A 23,670-nucleotide genomic window follows, 5' to 3' on the forward strand; every position below is an offset into this window, starting at 1 on the left:
TACTGAAACTGCTCTGGTGGGTGCGAACCAGCACAAGGTGGCTGCAAACCAGCACAAGGTGGGTGCGAACCTTGGTTCGCACGCTTCTGGGCATGCACGGATGGGCGCGCGCCCATGACCTTTGGCCATGGGGCGGGGCACTTTACAGGCCTAGCATCGGAAGATTCTCCGTTGTTGGAAGCTGTCCGATGAAGACCCGAGCCTTGGCGATGTCGTTGCTGTTCGCGCTGGCGGCCACGCCTGCACTGGCGCAGACCTCGCCACCGGCGAACGCGGCGGCTCCCGGCCTGCTGCGCATCGACGTGGACGCGCGCGATCTGGCCCGGCGCATCTTCAAGGTGACCGCCACCGTGCCGGCCAAGCCTGGCCCGATGACCCTGCTGTACCCGCAGTGGATTCCCGGCAACCATTCGCCCACCGGCCCGATCGACAAGCTGGCCGGCCTGCGCGTGACCGCCAACGGCAAGCCGCTGGCCTGGCAGCGCGACCAGTTCAACGTCTATGCGTTCAAGGTGAACGTGCCCGAGGGCGTGAGCGAGATCGTCGCCCACTTCGATTTCCTGTCCTCGCAGGGCGGCAGCCAGGGCCGGGTGGTGATGACCCCGGAAATGCTCAACCTGCAGTGGAACGCCAATTCGCTGTATCCGGCCGGCGTCGATGCGCGCAACCTGCAGGCGCAGGCCAGCGTGACCCTGCCCAAGGGCTGGTCGTTCGCCACTGCGCTGGAAACCGCGCGACGCGACGGTGACACCGTGGTGTTCAAGCCGATCTCGTATGACCATCTGGTTGATTCGCCGTTGTTCGCCGGCGAGCACTACCAGCGCATCGATCTCGACCCGGGTGCGAAGGTGCCGGTGCACCTCAATGTGTTCGCCGACGAGGCCAAGTCGTTGAAGCCGAGCGAGGCACAGATCACGATGCACCGCGCGCTGGTGCAGCAGGCCGACAAACTCTATGGCGCGCGCCACTACAACCACTATGAATTCCTGCTGGCGTTGACCGACCGCCTTGGCGGCATCGGCCTGGAGCATCACCGCTCCAGCGAGAACAGTGCCGATCCAGGCTACTTCACAGAGTGGGACAGCAACGCGTGGATGCGCGACCTGCTGCCACATGAGTACACCCATTCGTGGAACGGGAAGTACCGTCGCGGCGCCGATCTGGCCACCGCCAACTTCAACGTGCCGATGGGCGACAGCCTGCTGTGGGTGTACGAGGGCCAGACCCAGTTCTGGGGCCAGGTGCTGGCGGCGCGTTCGGGCCTGTGGTCGACCACACAGGCGCGCGACATGCTGGCCAACGTGGCCGCAACCTATGACCGTGGTCGCCCGGGCCTGGCCTGGCGGCCGCTGCAGGACACCACGAACGACCCGACCATCGCCCAGCGCCGCACGTTGCCCTACCGCAACTACCAGATGAGCGAGGACTATTACTCCGGCGGCCAGATGCTGTGGCTGGAAGTGGAGGGCAAGCTGCGCGAACTGAGCGGCAATCGCCGCAGCCTGGACGACTTCGCACGTGCGTTCTTCGGCGTCGGCAATGGCAATTGGGACGTCAATCCGTACACCTTCGATGATGTGGTCGCGACCTTGAACGGTATCGCGCCGTACGACTGGGCGACGTTCCTGCGCGGGCGCCTGGATGGCCATGGTTCGTTGACCGGCGGCCTGGAACTGGCGGGCTGGAAGCTGGTTTACCGCGATACTCCGAACGACGCCTACAAGGCGCAGGAAAAGCGCGCCAAGGCGGCGCTGCTGGCGTACTCGCTGGGCGCGACCGTGCTCGACAGCGGCGTGGTCGGCGACGTGATCTGGGACAGCCCGGCGTTCAATGCAGGACTGGCGCCGGGCATGAAGGTGATTGCGGTTGGCGGACGCGAGTACAGCAGCCAGCGCTTGAAGGATGCAGTGGGGGCCGCAGCAAAGGACAAGGCGCCGATCGTGTTGCTGGTGAAGCAGTTCGATCGCATCGAAACGATGAGCATCGCCTACCACGGTGGCCTGCAGTACCCGGTGCTGGAGCGCATCGCCGGCAAGCCTGACCGCCTGGCGGATCTGTGGAAGGCGCGATGAAGCCGCGCGCCCGCGATGGCGTGATCCTGTTGATGGCGATCCTCGCCATCGTGGGCGCATTCCTGCACGGCGATGGGCGTTGGCTGCACTGGCTGGCCAAGCCGGCCACCACGCTGCTGATCGCTGCCATCGTCTGGCGCGTGCATGATCCGGTGCAGCCGTTCTACCGCCGCGCGGTGCTGGCCGGCATGCTGCTTTCGTGCTTGGGTGATATCGCACTGATGCTGCCGATGGATGCGTTCGTACCGGGACTGGTCGCATTCCTGCTGGCGCATGTCTGCTACATCATCGCCTTCCGCGGAGGCCTGCGTGCCGGGCGTGGGCTGGTCGGCGCCAGCGTCCTGCTCGGTGCGTTTGCCGTGCTCAACGTGCTGGGCCTGTGGCCACACCTGCCCGCACCGATGCGTATTCCGGTGCTGGCGTACGTGGTGGTGCTGGCATCGATGGCGGTGCTGGCCCTGGCACGGCAGTGGCGCCGCCCGCAGCCTGACGCCATGGAGGCCGCCAGTGCCCGTTGGGCCGCTGCCGGTGCCGTGCTGTTCGTCGCCAGCGATTCACTGTTGGCCTGGGACCGCTTCGCCGGTGGCCTGCCGCTGGCCAGCCTGCTGGTGCTGTCCACGTACTACGCCGCGCAGTACGCCATCGCGCGCTCGGTGAAATAGAAAAAGGGGACGGAGGGGATTAAGTCGCAAACCGCACCAAGGCACATACGACTTAATCCCCTCCGTCCCCTTTTTTGTGTGGCCTACCGGCGGCTCACGCCGCGCAGGGCGCCCTGCGCATCGAACTGCAGGCGCACGGATTCGCGGTCACCGGCGACTTCGTCCGGCAGCCATACCAGCTTGCCGGCTTTGCGCACGATCACGTAGACGTGGCCGACTTCAGATGCGGGGTTCTGCAGCGCATTGCGCTGTTCCTGCAGCGCCTGCGCCACGCGCGGAACAGCCTCGAAATCGATGCTGGCCAGGGATGTGCTGCTGCGCTGCAGGCTGATGGTCGGCGCAAACTGCTGCGGGTTCACCGGATTGCCCTTGCGCCATTGGCCACGTTCAAAGTGATAGCTGTCGACGTGGCCCGGCTGTTGCGGATCGACCAGATCGAGGTTGATGCGGCCATCGTCGTAGAAGTGGATGCTGTGGAAGACCGTCAGCCGCTGGCCGGCCAGCGCTGGCATCTGCTCCAGTGCCTGACGGGCAGCCAGCAGGTAGTCCGCATCGAACAGGCGGTTGTTGCGCTCGGGCGCTCCAGCGGTGCTCGCGGCGGGGAAGGGCGCCGGGGACGGCACAAGCGATGCGGATTGTTCGCGCGGCGACTGGGACGAGACGGACGCGGGCAACCGGTCCGGCTGTACCGAATGCCCCAGCGTTTCGCTGATGGTCTGCAGGGCGCCGCCGGCAACGGCCACGCCCGCCAGAACCAGCAGCAGTACCAGGAACACGGTGCGGGTTGAGGGCGGCTGTTTCATACTCCCTCCAGGCGCACGTTGCTGCGGTCATCCGGGTCGTACAGCAGCGTCACATGCTCGCGCGGGATGTTGGCCAGTTCAATCAGCGGGATGAAGCGGCGCACGCGAGCCTGCTGCACGTTGCCTTCGCGGTCGATGTATTCCAGCTGGAACTCCACCTGCGGCTGTTCGTTGAGGTAGGTGCCGGTCTGACGCACCTTCAACACCCTGGCCTCCACGCCTATGCCGCGATACTTCAGCGCATCGCCGCGGGCATCGGCGTGCAGCAGGCGGCCGAGCAGGCGCAGGCCCAGCGCATAGCCACACAGCACCAGCGGGCACACCAGCAGCGGGTGACCGAACGACAGGAAGGTCCAGCCCAGCCCCTCGCTCTGCAGCTGGTAGGCCCACACATAGGCAGCGGCAACGATGGCGATGCCGAGTGCTGCACCGATGCCGCGCCGCCACAGGCTGGCGACATTCAGTTCGGGCTGGGCACCGTCCAGCACGATGTTGGGGAATGCTCCGGGTGTCCGGCCCAGGCGCGCATCGATGTGCCTGCCCACCTCGAAGCGATGCAGCTGGGGTTTGCTGTCGACCACCAGCATCTGTTCGCGGACCGGCGTACCGGACAGGTTCTTGAAGGACAACTGCAGTTTCCATTGCGCGAACCCACGTACCTGCACGCCGGTCTGTTCGGCCTGCTCGATCAGCGCACTGCGCGGTTCACCGTCGGCCAGGATCGACTGCACCCGGTGCAGTGCGCGTGGCGGCCCCAGCAACAGGTAGTGCAGGAAGGCGAACAGCAGCATCAGCCACAGGACCATCGACAGTGCGAGCAGCAACAGTGCCAGCCACGGTGCGCTGCGGTCGACCAGCGCTACCGGCCACGAAGTGCCGAAATAGAGAATGCAGGGAAAAGGCAACGCGAAGAACAGCAGGAACGCGCCCCAGAACCAGAGATAGGCTTTCATGGGGGAAGGGGACCGCGGTGGAACAGGGCGCGTAGATTACTACGCTTCAGCGGAACTGCAGGGTAAGCAGGTAGTAGCGGCCGAGCGGATCGTCCAGCCCGGGCATCTGCCCGCCATTGCCGACCAGATAGTTCACCGGTTGCGTGTCCAGCACGTTGTGCACGTCCAGCGCTGCAACGATGCGCGGCCCCAGCCGGCGTGCGAGGTGCAGGTTCCAGCGCAGCTGCCGTGGGTTCATGCAGTGGTTCCGGTCGACCTGCTTCTGCGGGCACTCCGCCCCCGGCAGCCAGGCACGCGTGCGCCCGATCTGGTTGCCGCGCAGCGCGATGTCCCAGTTGCTGTTCTGCCATTGCACGTTCAACACCGCAGCCAGCTCGGGTGTCACATGGCCACGCAGGTCCACGGCGGCCTCATGGTCACGGCGGCGAAGCAGTTCCTGCTGCTTCAGCGCATCGAGCGAAAACAACCATTGGCCGTTGCTGCCGCTGTCGATGCGGTACTCGCCACGCAGCACCCAGTTGCGGGAGGTGGTGCGGCCGATGTTGTCGAACGACAGGCGCAGGCTGCCCAGGTGGCCGTCTTCATCCAGTTCCCACGTGCTGCGGTTCCACACCGCATCGCTCGGCTGCAGGGCGAGGATCTCGTTGCGCAGTTCCACGATGTTGTGGGTCAGCGACAGCGAGAACGTGTCGTCGGGCGTCCACGTGGCTGCCAGCGAATGGCTGCGTGATCGTTCGGCCTTCAGTGCATCGTTCTCAACCACGTTGGCCGTGACGCTGCAGCCGCCACCACGCGTGGTGATCGCACATTCCGGAAGGGCACTGGACACCGGAAGCGTGATCGAGCCGAAGTAGCCGGGAGGCCGCCGTTGCTCGAACAGGCTCGGTGCACGATAGCCGCGCCCGCTGGCCAGCAGGAACGACCAGTGCGGCGTCGGGCTCCAGCGCAGCCCGGCACGAGGCGAGAACGCCATGAAGCCGCCGTCGCGGTCCCAGCGTGCAGCCAGGTCCGCGCGCAGCGTGGGGGCCAGCGGCAGGCCCAGCTCGGCGTAGACGCCACTGCTTTGTCGCGACAGGCGGCGTCGCTGCTGTGGCAGGCCCAGCGCAAGGTCGCCCTGGCTCAGCAGTGCGTCCGGGCGCGAGGTCCAGCGTTCATGGCGCAGGTCGATGCCGGTGGCCAGCTGCGCATTGCCGCCGGGCATTGCCATCAGCTCACGCTGCACGCCCCACCAGCCCTGCCATTGTGCGGTGCTGCCGCGGTTGCGGATGGACGGAAACAGCGTGTCCGCCTCGGCCGCCGGCGGCGCGTCGAAACCGGGAGTGAACCTGCGCGCCTGCGTTGCTTCAAGCAGGCGTGTCGTGCGCACGGTGCCTGCAGTGGACAAGGTCACGTCGCTGCGCTGCGCGCTGATGCCCGCCTCCCAGCTGCGCCGGCCCTGGTCGCGGCCGATGCCGAAGGTAAGGTCGGCATCGGTGGCGCGGACGCTGGGGCGCACGTTGCCGGCCTCACGCAGCACACTGTTGAAGGTGATTCCGCGCGAGACCACCGCAACGGCGGTCGGGCCCAGATCGAAGCGCTGGCGGTTGTGACTGGCCCGCGCCTCGACATAGGCATAGCGTCCCTCACCACGTTCATGCCGGTAGTGCAGGAAGGCCGACGCGGTATCCGAGGCGGGCTGCAGCGACCGCGGCCGCGCGCTGTCAAACCAGCAGCCATCCTCGCGCCGCTTCAGGGGCGGCTCGCAGCGCCGGGCGGGCACGTACCAGTTGCCGAAGATCGCGCCGATCGGATACAGCGAGGTTTCCGCGTGCCAGTCACGCTGGTCACCGGCGACATGTTCGACACGGTGCAGATCGAGTCCGGCAAACCAGCGGTCCCCGTTGCCACGCGCGCCGCCCGTGGCGGCCTGCAGGCGGTACTGGCCCGCATCGCCGCGGCTGCTGAGCCCGGTCTGCAGCATGGCTTCGGGCCCATCGGCCTGGTCGCGCAGGATGATGTTGACCACGCCGGACATGGCGTCGGCCCCATAGATGGCCGAGGCACCACCGCGTACCAGTTCGATGCGGTCGACGAAGCTCAGCGGAATGCCGCCGAGGTCGGTGAGCCCACCCTGTTCCAGCGACACCATCGGATAGCGCGGCAGGCGCCGGCCGTTGACCAGGAACAGCGTCGCCCGCGGGCCCATGCCGTCGAGACTGGTGGTGGCCGCTGCGCCCACCGGCAGGTACTGCGAATCGCCGCCGCGCGAGGTGCTCATGGCCGGATGGCCGTTCATGCCGGGCAGGTGCCGCAGCAGGTCGAACAGATTGCCGTAGCCGCTGCGCAGGATATCGTCGCGATCGATGGTGGTGACCGGCAGTGTGGTCTGCACCGAAGAGCGCGGCAGCCGGCTGCCGGTGACATGGATGGGCGCCAGTTCCACCTGGTGTGGCGTGTCGGCGGACTTGGGAGCCGGGCGCGGCAGGCGCGGGACTGCGACCGCTTTCGGCGGCGTGGCAGGGGGCTCGGGATGGACGCGCCGCACGACAAAGGCACCGGATGAAGTGCGCAGGATGTTCACCGGCAGGCCGGCGACCAGCTGCTTCAGGGAGGCCCCGGTATCGCGTTGGTCACGGCTGCCGCCGGTGCGCAGATCATCCAGTTCACGTGCGTCGAACAGCAGGGCGGTGCCACTCTGCCGGGCCCATTGCTGCAGTGCCGGCACCAGTGGGCCGGCGCCCACGTCGATCTCCAGCGTGCCGGCGGGCTCGCCGGCATCGGCCATCGGTAGTGCGGCAACACCCAGTGCAAGGCATAGCAGGGCGCGGAGCAGCCCCCACTGCAGCGCACCCGGACCTGCCTTCACTGCCGGTCTCCTCAGTAGGTGCGGCGCAGTTCCAGCGCGCCATCCGGACGCGTCTGGCCAGCCACGGACCAACCCAGTTCCAGCGCCGACAGCAGCTCCTGTGCATCACCGGCGCGGAAGGTGCCGCTTACCGCCAGGTCGGTGATCTCCGGATCGACGATCACCAGTGGCGTGCGGCCATAACGGTTCATGCGCTCGACCACGATCGACAGTGGCGTGGCATCGAACACCAGTTGCCCACGCAGCCAGCCTTCAGCGGCTGCGTTGGACGAGAGGGCAGGGCCCGGCTGGATACGGCCGGAGGGCAATACCTGCAGCTGTTGGCCGGGTGCCAGCGTGTGCTGCGCTGCGCCGTTGCTGACTTCCACGGCACCTTCCAGCAGTGCGACCTCGACCAGGCCGTCGCGCAGGCGTTCCACCTGGAAGGTCGTGCCGATGTCGCGGATCGTACTGTCGCCGGCGTGCAGCTGCAGCGCCTTGTTCGACGGAGCGACCTGCAGTTGCAGCCGACCCCGCTCCAGCACCAGATCACGATGACGCCAGCCGAAGCGGGCGCGGAGGGTGGTGCCGGCATCCAGCATGGCGACGCTGCCATCGGCCAGCGTCTGCTGCTGTGCCTGGTGCGAATCATTGGCGTAGACCTGTGGCGTCGGGTTGCCGTCGACGGCAACCATCCAGCCGATGCCGATCGCCATGCAGACACCGGCGGCAGCGGCCATGCCCGGCAACCAGCGCCGGCGCGGCGGACGCGCCGCCCGTGCCGCGGCGGTGCGCAGCCAGGGGTCAGCCGCAAGCTCCGCACCCTGCTGGAACAGGGTTTCGGCCTGCACCCAGGCTTTGACGTGGGCCGGATCTTCGGCCAGCCAGTCCTCGAACGTTTCGCGTTCGGCCGATGTGCAGTCCGGGGCTTCCAGGCGGGCTACCCAGGCGCTGGCGCGTTCAAACAGCTGTGCATCATCCCTGTGCGGGGTGCCACTCATTGGCCGTCCCTGTCGTTGTGCAGCGGATCCGATCCCAACTCCTGACGCAGGCCCTGCAGGGCCCGGGCGATATGTTTTTCCACGGTCTTGGCAGTAATTCCACAATGCCGCGCGATCTGCGTGTAGCTCATGCCGGTGATGCGGTTGAGCAGATAGACCTCGCGTGCGCGTTCGGGCAGCTTGAACAGGGCCTGCCGCAGCAGGGACAGCATCTGCCCTGACTCGGCCTGGCGCAATGGATCGGGCGAGGAACTGGACGGTTCGTCGCTGCCATCGTGTTCGGCCAGCGGCAGATGCGGCCGCGACTGCGGCGAGCGGCCGCGGTCTGCCAGGCGGTTGCGGGCGATACGATACAGCAGCAGGCGCAGTTCGTCCGGGCCCTGTGCGCGATAGCGGATCAGCCGCTCCATGCAGTCCTGCGCGATATCCTCCGCATCCTCAGGCCCGACCCCCCGCGTGCGCAGGAACGCGCACAGCGGTGCGCGCTCTTCGCGTACGAACGCGATGAAGGCATCCGCAGGTGCGGGCGGCTCCGGCGCGCGATGGATCAGGGGAGACGGGGTGGACAGGGCTGGCCTCGACTGTCGGTGGCGAATGCGTCATCGAGTTTTACGCGACGATGACCGGATGGGGAAGAGTGTGCATCGATCGAATCCTCATTGTGAATGTATTCATTTTTCAGGATCCGTTCCACTGGGGGAGATCGCCCCGCTGCGGCGTTGATCGTTCTACCCGCGTGTTGCGGGTGGAGAGAGAACGCATGAAGTATTCGAAGTTGAGCCTGGCCCTGGCCGGGCTGATGGGCGTTGCCGCCATATCCGTGGTGGATGACGTCATGGCAATGAGTTATCACGTGCAGGACGATCGCGTCTTCCTCAGCGGCGGCGTCACCGTCGCCGATGTGGTGGCGCTGCCCGCACTGCTGGCCAAGGCGCAGGCTGAAGGCCGTCCGATCCGCGAAGTCGTGCTGCGAACGTCCAACGGTGGCGCGCTGATTGCCGGCGAGTGGCTGCAGGCGGTGATCCGTACCCAGGGCCTGGACACCATCGTGTCCGGCCACTGCATTTCGTCCTGCTCGATCATGCAGTCCGGTGGCGTCAACCGTTACCTCGGCGGCGATCTGCCGCTGGTCGACTCGGTGCAGATCCATGCCGCCAGCAGTGGTGGCAGGATCACCTATGCGCCGTCGCCGCGCATGACCCAGATCTACACAGGCAACTACGGCGGTGGCATGGATGCGGGCCTGTTGCACAAGGCCATGTATGAAGTGGTGCAGCCCAATGGCCTGCTGGTATTCCGCGACCCGGCGCGTACCACGGGTACGTCGGTTACCTTCGATCCGGATGGCAGTGGGAGCAAGCTGGAGTCATTCCCGGGCCAGGACATCCGCAGCAACAGCATCATCAACACGGCGGGCTATCGCGATCCGGGTGACACCCTTCGTGTCACCAGCAACGTCAGCGGCGACATCAACCCGGGCTACCTGCGCACCGCGCGCCAGCTGCAGGCCTTCGTCGACGACGATTTCGCGCGCTGGAATACCGACTGGGCCAGCACCTACATCAACTATGCGGTGAGCCTGTACAACTTCTCCACGCGGGGGGCGAACGGTATCGGCGCGCAGTCGTTGCAGCAGCTGCTCGCCGACCCCGACCTCCAGGATGAACTGCGCGGCCAGCTGCGGCTGGCCGATCTGGATGCCTCGACCCTGGCCAACTCCGCCGGCGTGATCCGTGTCAGCAATGGCGCCACCTGGCGCACTGCTGAAACCACCGGCGCCGATTTCATTCTGGTGGACAACGGCACCATCGCACTGGAGGGTGGTGCGCTGCGCACCCCCGAGCTGCGGGTGATGCCGGGCAGCATCGTGGTCGGCCACGGTGATATCGCATCGGTCGGCACCGACAGCGATGCGCTGCTGGATGGCACCGGCCCGTCCTACCGCGAAGATGGCTTCAACCGCCTGCGCGTGTTCGGCACGCTGATGCCGCGCGGTGGGGATCTGGTGACCCACGGCTACGTCAACATCATGCCCGGCGGCCAGGTGCTGTTTGATGTTACCGAAGCCGGTGGTACCGGCAGTGGCCGCCTGCGCGTCGGCAGCTTCTACGACGGCGGCACCGAGGAGGGCGCGCTGGTGATCGCGCAGGGCGCACACCTTGCGTTGAATGTGGCCCAGGGCTTCTATGCCGGTGCCTACCGCCGCGATCTGGTGGAAGGGCCGATCTACCAGGGGGGCTTCCAGGATGTCGTGCGGCTGGGGGACGCCGGATACAGTGCCAGCATCACTGCCGGTGAAGTGTTCCGCCCGCGCCACAATTCACTGCTCAGCTTCAACGTGAAGCAGACGGCCGATGGCCTGTGGCTGACCGCCAACCCGGGCTTCGACCAGCTGGGCCTGTTTGCCAACGGTACGTCCGGCGACGGCCTGGGCCGCGCGCTGGCGACCGCCTCCGATCGCCAGGACAAGGGACTGAGATCGCTGCTGGGCGCACTGCAGTTCGCCGACCGCGATGTGATCGCACAACAGGCCGGTGCCCTGCGCGGTGATGCGCACGCCAGCCTGCGACTGGCCGACACCGCGCTGGTGGGCAGTATCGGCAACGTCGTGCAGCAGCACCAGTCGGCCATGCGCAGCGGCGGTGATGCCGATGGCCTGGCCTCGCAGGTGGCGCAGTCGGTCTCCTCCCAGCCGGGCATGCGCCATGGCAGCCTGTTCAACCAGCTGGCGATGCACCTGGTCGAGCCGGCGTCGGACAGCGTTGCGGGCAGCGGTGACGCTGGACGCAGCCACGGCATCTGGGCACGTGGTTTCGCCAGCCATGGTCGCATCGATGCTGACGGTGGCGTGGCCGGCCTGAGCCACACCATCGGTGGCATCGTGGTCGGTGCCGATACCCGCGTGGCCGATGACCGCGTGACCCTGGGCGTCAGCGTGGCCGCGGCGGACATGTCGACCAAGGCCAGCGATGGCTCTGGTTTCACCGGTGACGTGCGTGCGCTGGACGTGGGCGGCTACCTCGATGCGACGTACGCGCGCGGCTATCTGTCGGCGGCCGTGCGCTACACCGATCTGCGCCACGATACGCGTCGCAGCATCAACGGCATTGATGGCCTGCAGCAGCCACTGCGCGCCAAGTACAGCAACGATGCGATCTCCGCACGGGTGGAACATGCGTTCTCCTTCACCACCGCCAAGGGCCTGGTGATCCAGCCGTTGCTGCCGGTGGTGGACTACGCGCGCACCTCGGCTACCCGCTTCAACGAAGGGCAGGGCGCCGGTGCGCTGGTTGGCCGCAGCGGCAGCCTGGAGAGCATCCGCGTGGGTGCGGGTCTGCAGCTGTTCAAGACCTTTGAAGGCAACAACGGCGAGCGCATCACCCCGCGCGCCCGGGTGGTCTGGCAGAAGGAACTGGGCGATTCGCAGGCCCGCTACAGCACCGGCTTCGCCGCGGCACCGGATCTGGTGTTCGGCGCCAGCAGCCAGGCGGTGGGCGAGCAGGTGCTGGCCTGGAACCTGGGTGTGACCAGCCGTGCCAGCGAGCGGCTGTCGATCATGGCCGATTACGTGGGTGAGCGCCGCGACGGGCAGATCCAGAACGGCGTGATGCTGGGCCTGGGCTACAAGTTCTAAGTGGCACCCGGCACCGGCGATGACGGCATCGCCGGTGCCATCCCAACGCGGGTGCTGCTGCGGTATGGTCGGTATGCCATTCCACCCAGGCCCGTCCATGCAGATCGCCGTCTTCAGTGCCCGTCCCTACGACCGTCGTTTCCTTGATGAGGCGAACCAGCGCGATGCGGCTGGGGACGGCTTTGCGTTCGTGTACTTCGATGTGGCGCTGGACGTGCACACGGCCGCGCTGGCGCAGGATTGCGCAGCCGTATGCGTGTTCGTCAACGACCGCCTGGATGCGCCGGTGCTGCACGCCCTGCATGCGATGGGCGTGCGGGCCGTACTGCTGCGCTGTGCCGGCTTCAACAATGTGGACCTGGCAGCCGCGAAAGCGCTGGATCTGTTCGTCGCACGCGTACCGGCCTATTCCCCGGAGGCGGTGGCCGAGCATGCGTTGGCGCTGGTGATGACCCTCAACCGGCAGACTCATCGCGCCTACAACCGCGTGCGCGAGGGCAACTTCATGCTCGATGGCCTGCTCGGACGCACCTTGCATGGCCGCACGGTTGGCATTGTGGGTACCGGCAAGATCGGGCTGGCCACCGCGCGCATCTTCAACGGCATGGGCTGCACCGTGCTGGGGCACGATCCTTATCCGTCACCCGCGTTCGGCGGTATCGGCGAAATGGTCGGGCTGGATGAACTGCTGGCGCGTGCCGACATCGTGTCGCTGCATTGCCCGCTGACGCCTGAGACTCATCACCTGATCAATGATGCATCACTGGCCCGGATGAAGCCGGGCGCGATGCTGGTCAACACCTCGCGTGGCGGGCTGGTCGATACCCATGCGGTGATCTGCGCGCTGAAGTCACGCCGGCTGGGTCATCTGGCCATCGACGTGTACGAGCAGGAAAGCGCGCTGTTCTTCCAGGACCTGTCTGGCGAGATCATCGACGACGAGGCCTTCCAGCGCCTGATGACCTTCCCGAATGTGCTGGTGACCGGCCACCAGGGCTTCTTCACCGTGGAGGCGCTGCAGGAGATCTCGGCGATCACGCTGGGGAACCTGCAGGATTTCGCGGCCGGGCGGGTGTGCGCCAACCGGGTAGAGGCGGCGTAGGTACGCTGCGAGCGTGGACCCCATCCAGCCTGCCAGAGATATTCACTTTGGGTGAACATCATATGATGCTGTCGCGAGGGGGCTTGTGCCCTCGGTGGTACACGGGGCGCAAGGGACGGCGCGGCTGTTTTCCGGCCGGAACATGACGCCAGCACACGCCGATGGCTTGCCGGACGTCTGGTGATTGCCGACGCATTTGGACAAAGGGATGTTCCATGCGTAACTGGCAGCAGCAGTTGTTGTTGGGGGCAGTACTGGTTGGCGTCGCGTGGCCGGCCTGCGCAAGGAGTCCTCTGACTCCCCACACGGAGTACAACAAGCGGATCCGGACATGACCCACCCCCAGAAAACTGGTGCAGGCGAAAGTAGAGACGTCGGCAGCATTGGGCCCCGTGACAAACGAGGATTCAGGCATGAAGAAGTCGCGTTTCACCGAGGAGCAGATTGCCTATGCGCTGAAGCAGGCGGAGCTGGGAACGGCAGTAGGCGAGAGCTGCAGGAAAATGGGTATTGCCGAGGCCACTTTCTACGTATGGCGAAAAAAGTATGGTGGGCTTGGCCTTTCGGAATTGAAACGTTTAAGGCTGCTGGAAGGGGAAAACCGAAAGCTCAAGCAATTGGTTGCTGATCTCAGCCTGGACAAAGCCATGTTGCAGGAGGTGGTCACAGAAAAGCTCTGAGGCCTGCCCAGCGACGCACCTGGGTCGGCACGCATGAGTGTCTTGCTATCGTCGTGGACCAGTCGCTACGCGGGGAGCATGTGGCGGAGGCAATGACAAGATTGGCAGCCCAGCGAGGATCGCCGGGCGCAATCAAGGTGGACAACGGCAGCGAGTTCGCCGGAAGGTCATGGATTGTTGGGCTTATGAAAACAGGGGGAGCTGGATCTTTCCCGACGCGGCACGCCGACAGACAACGCGCTTGTAGAAAGCTTCAACGGTCGCCTTCGGCAGGAGTGCCTGAATGAGCATTGGTTCTTGTCACTGGCCGACGCATGGAGCAAGATCGAAGGGTGGCGGCGCTTCTATAACGAGGAACGTCCCCACAGTGCACTAGGATGGAAAACCCCGGAGGAATTCGCCCTGAAACACGGGTCCCATGCGAACTCCAGGGTGCCCTAGAACGCCGGATTTTCTACTTTGAAATGCACCGGGAATTGGCGGTGGGTCAGAACCACCACAAAGTCTAAAGTCTATGGTCTGTGCCCAACCCACAACCCAAGCGGCAGTGGTCAGGGGGCTGGCTGAACCAGCGTGCAACTTTTGAGCATCGGCATGCCGGAGACGTGCCCGTTGCCCAGGCAATCGAGCGTCACAGACTGCCCACTGCGCAAACCGGCCAGTTCGGCCTTGCGTGCCGGATCCAGCACCGGCACTGGCCGGTCGTGGATCCCTGTGCCCTCAAAGGCCAGGGAAGGTGGGCGGCGGTACAGGGCGGGCTCTTCGGCAACCACCCCAGTGACCCACAGCCGTTGGTCCTTGTAGCGCCTGTCGGCAGCGGCAGCGTCACGGGTGTAGGCCGTCAGCAGGACCATAGAGCCCACAGCAATCCCATGTGTTCAGGATCTGCCCGTTGGCGTCCGGCCGAGCATGCTGGCTCTGCATCCTCAGCCGGACATTTCGTCGGAGAGACTAACCGCCCGCCTCCAGCCCTAATGCGCTGACTGCGCCCCAAGGCATTGCGGAGACTCCCTTGCAGCTTCCCCCTTGCAGGCTTGCCTTAGCGACAATGCCGTATCCATTGTCTCCGAAGAAGATAGCGGCACCGCTATCTCCATATCCGCACGCCAACGACGATCCTTCGATGCGTATCCACGCGTTCGCGCAGGGAAGGTTTCCGGTTGGACCGCATGCGAGCTCGGGATTGTGCTTGATGCTCACGACAGTTCCGCAGGTGTATTGGCTGGTGACGCCTCTGAAGCACATGCTCTGGCCTTGAGTAGCGTTGGTCCACATGTACATGATGCGGCGCCTACTGTAATCCGAAGTGGAGGTGGCATACACCTCCCTGAGCGGTGTGTGTGACCCCACCGTATGCCACTGAACGTCGTGGCTCGCATCATTGATCTGGTCCACGAATGTCAGCGGCACGGTGTACTTCCCTGCGCCGGTTGCGTAGTTTCCGTAAATCAGATTGTCGGGGCAATGCGCCGCGGTGGTGATACCTCTTCGTCCGGTGGCCTTATGAATAACCGGAAATCCTGAGGTGCAGTAGCTATTATTGGATTGGAGGGGGGCGCCGCCAACAACATACTCCGCATTGACTGACTTCGGCATGTTGGGCCGGACTTCAATCTTGAGACCGGTGACTCTTTCAAGCTTCTTGATTGTATCCTTCAACTCTTCTGCTTGGCCGCTGTCTCCTTTTATGTCGATCAGCACCCGGTCTTCGCCTGGGAATCCAGTCGTCCCGGTGATGCCTGGTATGGCGCTATGAAGAAGAGGTCTGTGCTGAGCAAGCAGCGCGTAAAACTCGTCTTGGGTGTACTTGTGACCAACCTCGAACACCACACGGGTCGTCCCGCTCTCGGTGGTGATCGTTCGACCCGCGACTGGATCGGGCCCTTTGAGTTGCACCAGGATGTGTTGATCTGGCGCGTCTTTGATCGACAGTTCCGTTAGACGATCTGCGAACTCGATACGCAACGCTTCAATATCCGACATCACCTCACCTTGAACCGCTAGGCGCGTGATTGCGTCATCTATCGAGACAGAGGGGTGTTCACTCATATAGCTGTGAACCTGAATCTGCATCTCCTTGCCTTCCTGCGTGTCAGCGTTCGGCACTTGCGCCAAAGCACAGGTGGATACAAGAAGTGCTGCGGAGCATCCTAGAAGCTTCCGTTTCATGCGACATCTCCTGAGTTTGCAACAAGTCATCGAGGCTTGTGAACGCCTCGATCCGAGACACTAGCACTGTCTCCTCATACACAACGAGACTTGACGCACATGCGACCATGTTCTTGGCATCGGGGTAGGAGCCAAGTGTTTAACACCTCCAGCGCAAAGCACTGGGGTGTTGACCGTGGTCGCTCGTATGGGGTTGCGCTCATACCCGACGAACTGAAAAGGTAGACGTTCCGAAGCACAACGACGAGGGGGATCGCAGTGGCGTTCAAATTGGTCGATGTGGAAGACCTCGTGGCGCAAGCGAAGGCATCGGGTGTGAGCAGGATCAGCGTTGATGTCCCATTGCTCGCGTCATACGGCCAAGAAGCGTGCGTGTCGCAAACCCAGTGGATGACGGGTCCTCACTTCACCAAGACTATACGTGGTTGCACGTGGGCGCAGATGGAGTGCCTTTCTACGCTGGGTACGGTCGAGGCGCGTTTGCTTGACAGAAGAACGGTGGAACTGCCTGGGAATGGTTCGTCCGAGAACGGTTGGGCGGCGAGTACCGCGTGGTTGTCCTGGCGGTCGGAATGTCCGAAGCGCATGCTCAAAGCATCTTTGAGCAGATGCTAGAGGTGTACAAAAAAAAGACTGCTTAATCAAACAAGCTTCCACCGTGGAATGGGCTACGCCGCGCTCAAAGAAGAGAACGACAAGAAGACGGCCATTCGCCCGTACTACGTTGTGGTCCGCAGCAAAAAGCCAGCTGCAGTCATCTTTGAAGTCGCTTTGACGGCTCAAAAATGCAGTACGACCTCAACCCCTACCGCATGGAAACGGGCCGATTTGGTGAAGTGTTGCGGGACGGACGTGTACCAGCCAATCAACGCATCGTTCATTACGTACATTGTGGAGTGGTACATGGGGCAGGGTGACATTGAGACGGCACGGGAGGCACTGGCCGAATTCAGGCGGCGCGCCCCTCGGCACAACAGCCACGAAAGAATTACGCGGTTGGATAAGCTTGTCGGACGCGGGCGCTTCTACCGGCGTCCAGGCTGGCTTGACCAGTAGCGCTATGCATCATTCCTTGGGCGGACGGCGCCGGCGGGTGGACTCAGGGTGCAGCCAGCCACTTGCCACCTCATCCACAATTCGGTAAGCGTTTTTCTGGCGTTCTACGTCGGAATTGATTGCGTTCTTTTCATTTGCTCTGAACTTTTCAAAGTCGGGCTCAATATCTTGACCTTCCCCGGTTCCAGCCCGCTTCTGTCCCAACTGCCGTGCGACAGCGGTGCAGCACGAGCGGTCACCAAGATGTCCGCCGCCAAGTCACGCATCACGTCATGACGAGCTTGGAGTTGCACCAGCTGTGACCGAAGGTTGGCGATTTCGCGCTGGGCTTCTTGCAATCTCTGGATGTTGTCCAAGTCGTTTCGAGCCTTCATCCTCTTGAGCTTTTCGTCCTGCTGATCGTTCTTGATAGTCATCACAGCGGTTACGCCCGCGCTGCGTTGGGCTTCATCTGCAAGCAGGTTTTGAGTGTCGGCGCCGCTTGAAATAATCACGTCGCCATTTTGTTTGATGTAGCTCATGATGCCCCCTTGGATGCGGATGAGCTGATTTACTGCACCGGTAATCATGATTTGGCAAGGGGTGTAAAAGATAAGGCCGGTGAATGCACCGGCCCTTTCTAATTTGTCGCGGCCACCAACTTTTGTAAGTAATTTCAGAATGAGCAGTCATATCTCAATGATGTAGTAGTCAACGCCGCCGCTCTTGAGGGAGATCTGTCTCGGTTGAATGGCAAGTGGTACAAAACTGTGCGCCTGAGGGCCGTGTTTCATCCGACGAATGATCCCATCGCTCCGTGGTTTGGCGTCATGCGTGGCGTCAGCGTTGCAGATCCGGTCGTCCCCTTGGAAAGGGAAGACCCAGTGGTGATTCACGAGGGCGTGTCCTTTGAAGGTCAACGCTGATGTCCATTGGAGCGCCTTGTGCAGTGCGCGGTCGATGCTTGTTCGGCTTGCGGGTTCGGGAGCGTTGCCGGCGTTCGGCTCGATCGCCGCAGAAGTCTTGAGGGGCAGTAGATCCCCATGGCCTTGCAATCCGGCAATTGACCAAAGTGCCGGGCACCTACTAGAATGACTAGCTCCGCCGGAATAGCTCAGTTGGTAGAGCGGCGCATTCGTAATGCGTAGGTCGCAGGTTCGACTCCTGTTTCCGGCACCAGTTGTAATGAAAAGCCCCGGCCTTGGTCGGGGCTTTTTGTTTGCGCCCGCCGGTGATCATTGGATTACTACCTCACCGAAGGCTGCAAGCCTTCATCAACGCCTCGTCATCCCTGCGCCTCGTGCCAGCCACCACGCGAGGTGCCGGAGATAGCCACCTGCTGCTCCCGCCGATGCGCCGATCAGCAGGCGTGCGAGCACTCTGGTCCAGCGCGCGGCCCGTTCCCGCACCCAAGGCAGTACCGCCACCACCTGCGCACCCAGCAACAGCATCAGCACGTCCAGCCCAAGCGCATCCACCACCGGCAGCAACGGCGACAGCGCCGGATTGCAGGCCAGCACGATCACCAGCGCAGCCCCAAGCGTGGCCAATAGCCGGCGCCCGGCGGGCAGGGTGGTCCAGTGCAGCAGTCGGCTGATCAGGCGCATGGCATTCCTTGTGTCATGAGCGCGAACCTCAATCAGGTCCAAGCGCGCGCACCGGCTGCCGCAGCACGGTCTTCAACCGCGCCGCGTCGGTCTTGCGCGGATCGCTCAGGTAGATCTCGTGATGGGGGCCGGCGAAGGCGTAGCCCAGCGAAGGCATCAGTTCGCCGTGCAGATGGGCCAGGGCCGGACCCTCGTCATCGTAGGCACCCACATGCAGGGTCTGCAGGCAGAGGCCTTCTTCAAGAACTTCGTGGCGAAGGCTGGCCGGAACGTCGCCCAGTTTCTTCGCCGCCTTGGCGATGGCAGCCTCCAACTGCGCTGGACTGATCCCGTCCGGCGTGCGGATCATCACCGTCCACTTCCACTCATCCTTGCGGCGAGCCACAAAGCTCGACGGATCCTCGGCGGTCCACAGGGCTTCCAGCGGTGGCACCACGTAGTCCTGGCCCCCGGCCTTCAGTGCGAACTTCAGTGCATAGCTCACCGCGTACAGCCACTGCACCGCCTCCAGATAGGCTGGCGCGATATTCGGATCGCCGTGGCCGTCGACCATCAGGTAGGGCAGGGGCGGCACCTGCACCGGAACGAACTGGCCTGCCGGTGGCTGGTACAGCGCCCGGTCGCGTTTCTTGAAGTCGATCTTGTCCATGCACCTTCCTCCTGTGCCGAGCATCCCACGCCTTGCTTTCGCAGGCATGCCTGAACATGTTCAGGCGACTTTGCCGAACACGGGCGGAGCAGCCGCCATCGCCCGATGCTAGGATGCCGCCCCCGGGTGTTCTGCCCGCCGCGGTTGCGCGGTGCGACAACGTGTCGCAGCCAGAAACGGGCCTTTCCTGCGCTCGATCATTGTCAATGCCTTTCTTAAATGGTGGGTGACGGCCTAAAATTGAAAGGCTGACTCGACCCCACCTCCCTACCTGTCTTCCGGACCGGTGGGACCGGCTTTGGCCGGAACAGGCAGGACGGGGAACGGCATTCCCTCGCAATTGGATCGACCGATGATTCCGTTGAAAACCCTTGGGCGCTGGTTGCGCCCGGGCCTGCTGCTGTCGTTGCTGGTGATGCTCACTGGCTGCGATGCGGTGGCCATCCTCAGTCCGAAGGGCCAGATCGGCCAGGATGAGAAGACCCTGCTGATCACGGCCACCGTGCTCATGCTGCTGGTCGTCATCCCGGTCATCATCATGACCCTGACCTTCGCGTGGAAGTATCGCGCCTCCAACACCAAGGCCCGCTACGAGCCGAAGTGGTCCCACTCGACGGCGATCGAGGTGGTGGTGTGGTCCATTCCCTGCATGATCGTGCTGGTGCTGGCGGTCCTGACCTGGCGCTCGTCGCACGCACTGGACCCGTACAAGCCGCTGGATTCGGACGTCAAGCCGGTCACCATCGAGGCGATCTCGCTGGACTGGAAGTGGCTGTTCATCTATCCGGAAGAGAAGGTGGCGGTCGTCAACGAAATCAAGTTCCCGGTCAACACGCCGCTGAACTTCAAGATCACGTCCGATTCGGTGATGAATGCGTTCTTCATCCCGCACCTGGGCAGCATGATCTACTCGATGGCTGCGATGGAGACCAAGCTCCATCTGATCGCCAACGAGACCGGTGAATTCCCGGGCATGTCCTCGCACTACAGCGGCGCGGGCTTCGCCAAGATGCACTTCACCGCCTACTCGGTCACCGATGCCGAATACCGCCAGTGGCTGGACCAGGTCCGCGCCGGCGAGCAGACCCTGGACAAGGCCTCGTTCAAGGCGCTGGGTGAAGCACGCAACGCCGAGTGGTATCCGGTCACCTACTTCGGCAAGACCGAAGAAGGCCTGTTCGACTGGGTCATCGCCAAGCACATGGGCGACAACAAGCATTACGGCATGAAGCACGAACACGCCGGTGCCGCCGCTGCCGATGCCGCCAGCCATGAAGCGCACGAGGGCCATGCCCCCAGTGACGCGCATGATTCCAAGGAATCGGGTGAAAACCTGGATGCCAACGAACACGAACACGCAGGCCACGCCGGCCATGCGGGCTCGGGAGAATGAACATGTTGGGTAAACTCTCAATTGAGTCGATCCCCCACGATCCGATCGTGCTGACCACCCTGGTCGGCGCGGTGCTGGGTGGCCTGGGCGTCATGGCCCTGATCACCAAGTTCAAGCTGTGGGGCTATCTGTGGAAGGAGTGGTTCACTTCGGTGGATCACAAGAAGATCGGCGTGATGTACCTCATCGTCGCCTTCGTCATGCTGCTGCGCGGTTTCTCCGACGCCATCATGATGCGTACCCAGCAGGCGCTCGCCGTCGGCGGGTCCGAGGGTTACCTGCCGCCGCACCACTACGACCAGATCTTCACCGCCCACGGCGTGATCATGATCTTCTTCGTGGCGATGCCGCTGATCACCGGCCTGATGAACCTGGCCGTGCCGCTGCAGATCGGTGCGCGCGACGTCGCGTTCCCGTTCGTCAACTCGCTCAGCTTCTGGCTGTTCGTGTCCGGCGCGGTGCTGATCATGCTGTCGCTGTGGATCGGTGAGTTCGCTGCCACCGGCTGGCTGGCGTTCCCGCCGTTGTCGGGCATCGAATACAGTCCAAGCGTAGGCATGGACTACTACATCTGGGGTCTACAGGTCGCAGGCCTGGGTACCACGCTGAGCGGTATCAACTTCTTCATCACCATCCTGAAGATGCGTACCCCCAGCATGAAGCTGATGCAGATGCCGGTGTTCACCTGGACCGCCCTGGTGACCAACGTGCTGATCGTCGCTGCCTTCCCGGTGCTGACCATCACCCTGGTGCTGCTGACCCTGGACCGTTACCTGGGTACGCACTTCTTCACCAATGACGGTGGCGGCAACGCCATGCTGTACATCAACCTGATCTGGATCTGGGGTCACCCGGAGGTGTACATCCTGGTCCTGCCGGCGTTCGGTGTGTTCTCCGAAGTCATCGCGACCTTCTCGCGCAAGGCGCTGTTCGGCTACAAGGGCATGGTCTACGCCACCGCCTGCATCGGCGTGCTGTCGTTCATCGTGTGGCTGCACCACTTCTTCACCATGGGCTCGGGTGCCAACGTCAATGCCTTCTTCGGCATCACGACGATGATCATCTCGATCCCGACCGGCGTGAAGATCTTCAACTGGCTGTTCACCATGTTCCGCGGTCGCGTGCAGTTCACCACGCCCGTGCTGTGGACCATCGGCTTCATGGTCACCTTCACCATCGGCGGCATGACCGGCGTGATGCTGGCGATCCCGGCCATCGACTTCGTGCTGCACAACAGCCTGTTCCTGATCGCCCACTTCCACAACGTCATCATCGGCGGCGTGGTGTTCGGCATGTTCGCCGGCATCACCTACTGGTGGCCGAAGATGTTCGGCTTCCGCCTGAACGAGTTCTGGGGCAAGTGCGCGTTCTGGTGCTGGTTCATCGGCTTCTACGTGACCTTCATGCCGATGTACGTGCTGGGCTTCATGGGCATGACCCGTCGTCTGCAGAGCACCGTCAACCCGGCCTACGAGCCGCTGCTGCTGGTCGCTGCCGCAGGTGCCTTCATCGTGGGTGCCGGCATCCTGTGCCAGATCATCCAGGTGGCCGTGTCGATCCGCGACCGCAAGAAGACCGCCGACCTGACCGGCGACCCGTGGGATGCCCGTACGCTGGAGTGGGAAACCTCTTCGCCGCCGGCCTTCTACAACTTCGGCAGCCTGCCGGAAGTCACCGAGCTGGACGATTTCTGGGAGCGCAAGCAGCGTGGTGAAGCCTGGCCGAAGCCGGCCAAGTACACCGACATCCACATGCCGCGCAACACCGGCACGGGCGTGGTCATCGGTGCCTTCAGCCTGGTGTTCGGCTTCGCGATGATCTGGCACATCTGGTGGCTGGCCATCGTCGGCTTCGTCGGCATGATCGCCACGTTCATCTACCGCACCTTCGACCAGGACGTGGACTACTGGGTCCCGGCCGCCGAGGTGGAACGCATCGAGAACGAACACCGCAAGCACCTGGAAAACCAGGGCCTGGTGAAGTCGGAGCTGAAGGCATGAGCACCAATACCTCGACCCTGAGCCACGGGCACGCCGCGCAAGCGGCGGCCCATGGCCATGACGACCACGAGCACCACGACACCGGCGGCAACACCGTCTTCGGTTTCTGGGTGTACCTGATGAGCGACTGCCTCATCTTCGCCTCGCTGTTCGCCACCTACGTGGTGCTGGCCGGCGGTACCGATGGTGGCCCGACCGCGAAGGACCTGTTCGAACTGCCGTTCGTGGCATGGGAAACCGCGCTGCTGCTGACCTCCTCGCTGACCTTCGGCCTGGGCATGATTGCCATGCACCGCAAGCAGATGGGCCAGATGTACCTGTGGCTGGGCATCACCTGGCTGCTGGGCTTCGGCTTCATGTGCATGGAAGTGTGGGAGTTCCAGCACCTGATCCATCAGGGCTATGGTCCGGACCGCAGTGCCTTCCTGTCGGCGTTCTTCGCCCTGGTCGGTACCCACGGGCTGCACGTCAGCGCCGGCCTGCTGTGGCTGCTGGTGATGTTCGTGCAGCTGAAGAAGTACGGCCTGACCCCGACCAACAAGACCCGCATGGCGTGCCTGAGCCTGTTCTGGCACTTCCTGGACCTGATCTGGATCGGCGTGTTCTCCGTCGTCTACCTCAATGGAGCCCTGTAATGGCACATGACAACCATGCACACGACCACGGCACCGGCGGCGAAAGCCATGGCACCGTGAAGTCGTACCTGATCGGCTTCGTGCTGGCGGTGGTGCTGACCGTCATCCCGTTCTGGATGGTGATGTCGGGCGACTTCTCGCGCACCGTCAACGGTGTGGTGATCGCGATCACCGCGGTGCTGCAGATGCTGGTCCACCTGGTGTTCTTCCTGCACCTGGACCGCTCTTCGGAAAGCCGCTGGAACGTCAACGCTGCGGCCTTCACCGTGGTGGTGATCGGCATCATCGTGGTCGGTACCCTGTGGGTCATGCACAACATGAACGTGCACATGATGCACTGACGTCCTCGCGACGTTGCCACGCAGAAAGGCCGCCCTCGGGCGGCCTTTTTGTTTGTCTGCGGATGGGTAGTGCCGGCCGCTGACCGGCAATCGCGGGAAGCCGGCCGGCG

At 63.8% G+C, this 23,670-nt stretch carries 18 protein-coding genes, 1 tRNA gene and 1 pseudogene; 10 read left to right on the forward strand and 10 right to left on the reverse strand.

Going from position 1 to position 23,670, the window contains the following annotated elements; all coding sequences use genetic code 11:
* The first annotated feature begins 188 nt into the window (after positions 1-188).
* A complete protein-coding gene (locus ACZK13_RS05760; protein WP_253143264.1) occupies positions 189-2,072 on the forward strand; it encodes a M61 family metallopeptidase in 1,884 nt (627 codons plus the stop codon).
* Entirely contained in the window at positions 2,069-2,734 is a 666-nt protein-coding gene (locus ACZK13_RS05765) for a lysoplasmalogenase (RefSeq protein ID WP_478482345.1), read from the forward strand. Before ACZK13_RS05760 ends, ACZK13_RS05765 begins: the two co-directional genes overlap by 4 nt.
* An 83-nt stretch (positions 2,735-2,817) precedes the next feature.
* On the opposite strand, the gene ACZK13_RS05770 is transcribed toward ACZK13_RS05765, so the two are convergent.
* Genes ACZK13_RS05770 through ACZK13_RS05790 form a run of 5 tightly spaced genes read right to left on the reverse strand, consistent with a single transcriptional unit; the run spans position 2,818 to position 8,791 of the window.
* Positions 2,818-3,537: a hypothetical protein gene (locus ACZK13_RS05770; RefSeq protein WP_032127576.1), complete on the reverse strand. Its 720-nt coding sequence runs from the start codon at positions 3,535-3,537 to the stop codon at positions 2,818-2,820.
* On the reverse strand, positions 3,534-4,490 hold the full coding sequence (locus ACZK13_RS05775; protein WP_032127575.1) for a hypothetical protein: 957 nt from the start codon (positions 4,488-4,490) through the stop codon (positions 3,534-3,536). The genes ACZK13_RS05770 and ACZK13_RS05775 overlap by 4 nt, the downstream gene beginning before the upstream one ends.
* 46 nt (positions 4,491-4,536) lie before the next feature.
* Positions 4,537-7,335 (reverse strand): TonB-dependent receptor plug domain-containing protein, encoded by a 2,799-nt coding sequence (locus ACZK13_RS05780; RefSeq protein WP_478482346.1) that lies wholly within the window; start codon positions 7,333-7,335, stop codon positions 4,537-4,539.
* 11 nt (positions 7,336-7,346) lie between these two features.
* The gene (locus tag ACZK13_RS05785; RefSeq protein ID WP_285302732.1) at positions 7,347-8,315 is read right to left on the reverse strand and encodes a FecR family protein; all 969 of its coding nucleotides are present in this window, start codon (positions 8,313-8,315) and stop codon (positions 7,347-7,349) included.
* The gene (locus ACZK13_RS05790; protein ID WP_229301228.1) at positions 8,312-8,791 is read right to left on the reverse strand and encodes an RNA polymerase sigma factor; all 480 of its coding nucleotides are present in this window, start codon (positions 8,789-8,791) and stop codon (positions 8,312-8,314) included. Before ACZK13_RS05790 ends, ACZK13_RS05785 begins: the two co-directional genes overlap by 4 nt.
* Before the next feature lie 284 nt (positions 8,792-9,075).
* On the opposite strand from ACZK13_RS05790, the gene ACZK13_RS05795 reads away from it, so the two are divergent.
* The 3 genes and pseudogenes from ACZK13_RS05795 to ACZK13_RS05805 all read left to right on the forward strand — a co-directional run bounded on the left by ACZK13_RS05795 (position 9,076) and on the right by ACZK13_RS05805 (position 14,172).
* On the forward strand, positions 9,076-11,949 hold the full coding sequence (locus ACZK13_RS05795) for an autotransporter domain-containing protein (RefSeq protein WP_478482347.1): 2,874 nt from the start codon (positions 9,076-9,078) through the stop codon (positions 11,947-11,949).
* A 97-nt stretch (positions 11,950-12,046) separates the two neighbouring features.
* Positions 12,047-13,051, forward strand: coding sequence for a 2-hydroxyacid dehydrogenase (locus tag ACZK13_RS05800; protein ID WP_478482348.1), 1,005 nt, complete (start codon positions 12,047-12,049; stop codon positions 13,049-13,051).
* A 413-nt stretch (positions 13,052-13,464) separates the two neighbouring features.
* A pseudogene (locus ACZK13_RS05805) lies at positions 13,465-14,172 on the forward strand (integrase core domain-containing protein).
* A gap of 110 nt (positions 14,173-14,282) precedes the next feature.
* Here the strand turns inward: ACZK13_RS05805 and ACZK13_RS05810 are convergent.
* The 3 genes from ACZK13_RS05810 to ACZK13_RS05820 all read right to left on the reverse strand — a co-directional run bounded on the left by ACZK13_RS05810 (position 14,283) and on the right by ACZK13_RS05820 (position 17,477).
* The gene (locus ACZK13_RS05810; RefSeq protein WP_253143259.1) at positions 14,283-14,585 is read right to left on the reverse strand and encodes an OB-fold protein; all 303 of its coding nucleotides are present in this window, start codon (positions 14,583-14,585) and stop codon (positions 14,283-14,285) included.
* A 97-nt stretch (positions 14,586-14,682) separates the two neighbouring features.
* Positions 14,683-15,900 (reverse strand): chymotrypsin family serine protease, encoded by a 1,218-nt coding sequence (locus tag ACZK13_RS05815; RefSeq protein WP_253143258.1) that lies wholly within the window; start codon positions 15,898-15,900, stop codon positions 14,683-14,685.
* Between the two features lie 1,160 nt (positions 15,901-17,060).
* Positions 17,061-17,477: a hypothetical protein gene (locus tag ACZK13_RS05820; RefSeq protein ID WP_253143257.1), complete on the reverse strand. Its 417-nt coding sequence runs from the start codon at positions 17,475-17,477 to the stop codon at positions 17,061-17,063.
* A 561-nt stretch (positions 17,478-18,038) separates the two neighbouring features.
* On the opposite strand from ACZK13_RS05820, the gene ACZK13_RS05825 reads away from it, so the two are divergent.
* Positions 18,039-18,114: transfer RNA gene (locus ACZK13_RS05825), tRNA-Thr, on the forward strand.
* A 95-nt stretch (positions 18,115-18,209) separates the two neighbouring features.
* On the opposite strand, the gene ACZK13_RS05830 is transcribed toward ACZK13_RS05825, so the two are convergent.
* Both ACZK13_RS05830 and ACZK13_RS05835 read right to left on the reverse strand, forming a co-directional pair.
* Positions 18,210-18,542, reverse strand: a complete 333-nt coding sequence (locus ACZK13_RS05830; protein WP_253143256.1) for a hypothetical protein — start codon at positions 18,540-18,542, stop codon at positions 18,210-18,212.
* Between the two features lie 28 nt (positions 18,543-18,570).
* A complete protein-coding gene (locus ACZK13_RS05835) occupies positions 18,571-19,191 on the reverse strand; it encodes a GyrI-like domain-containing protein (protein ID WP_253143255.1) in 621 nt (206 codons plus the stop codon).
* 352 nt (positions 19,192-19,543) lie between these two features.
* Between ACZK13_RS05835 and cyoA the strand changes: the two genes are divergently transcribed.
* The 4 genes from cyoA to cyoD are packed head-to-tail and all read left to right on the forward strand — an operon-like array spanning position 19,544 to position 23,560.
* Positions 19,544-20,584, forward strand: coding sequence for a ubiquinol oxidase subunit II (gene cyoA, locus ACZK13_RS05840; RefSeq protein WP_032127566.1), 1,041 nt, complete (start codon positions 19,544-19,546; stop codon positions 20,582-20,584).
* A gap of 2 nt (positions 20,585-20,586) precedes the next feature.
* Positions 20,587-22,584, forward strand: coding sequence for a cytochrome o ubiquinol oxidase subunit I (gene cyoB / locus ACZK13_RS05845; protein ID WP_049462341.1), 1,998 nt, complete (start codon positions 20,587-20,589; stop codon positions 22,582-22,584).
* The gene (gene cyoC, locus ACZK13_RS05850) at positions 22,581-23,219 is read left to right on the forward strand and encodes a cytochrome o ubiquinol oxidase subunit III (protein WP_012510428.1); all 639 of its coding nucleotides are present in this window, start codon (positions 22,581-22,583) and stop codon (positions 23,217-23,219) included. Before cyoB ends, cyoC begins: the two co-directional genes overlap by 4 nt.
* Positions 23,219-23,560: a cytochrome o ubiquinol oxidase subunit IV gene (gene cyoD / locus ACZK13_RS05855; protein WP_005408584.1), complete on the forward strand. Its 342-nt coding sequence runs from the start codon at positions 23,219-23,221 to the stop codon at positions 23,558-23,560. The genes cyoC and cyoD overlap by 1 nt, the downstream gene beginning before the upstream one ends.
* The last annotated feature ends 110 nt before the right edge of the window (positions 23,561-23,670 follow it).

It is taken from the genome of Stenotrophomonas sp. 99219_Sma, assembly GCF_056480785.1.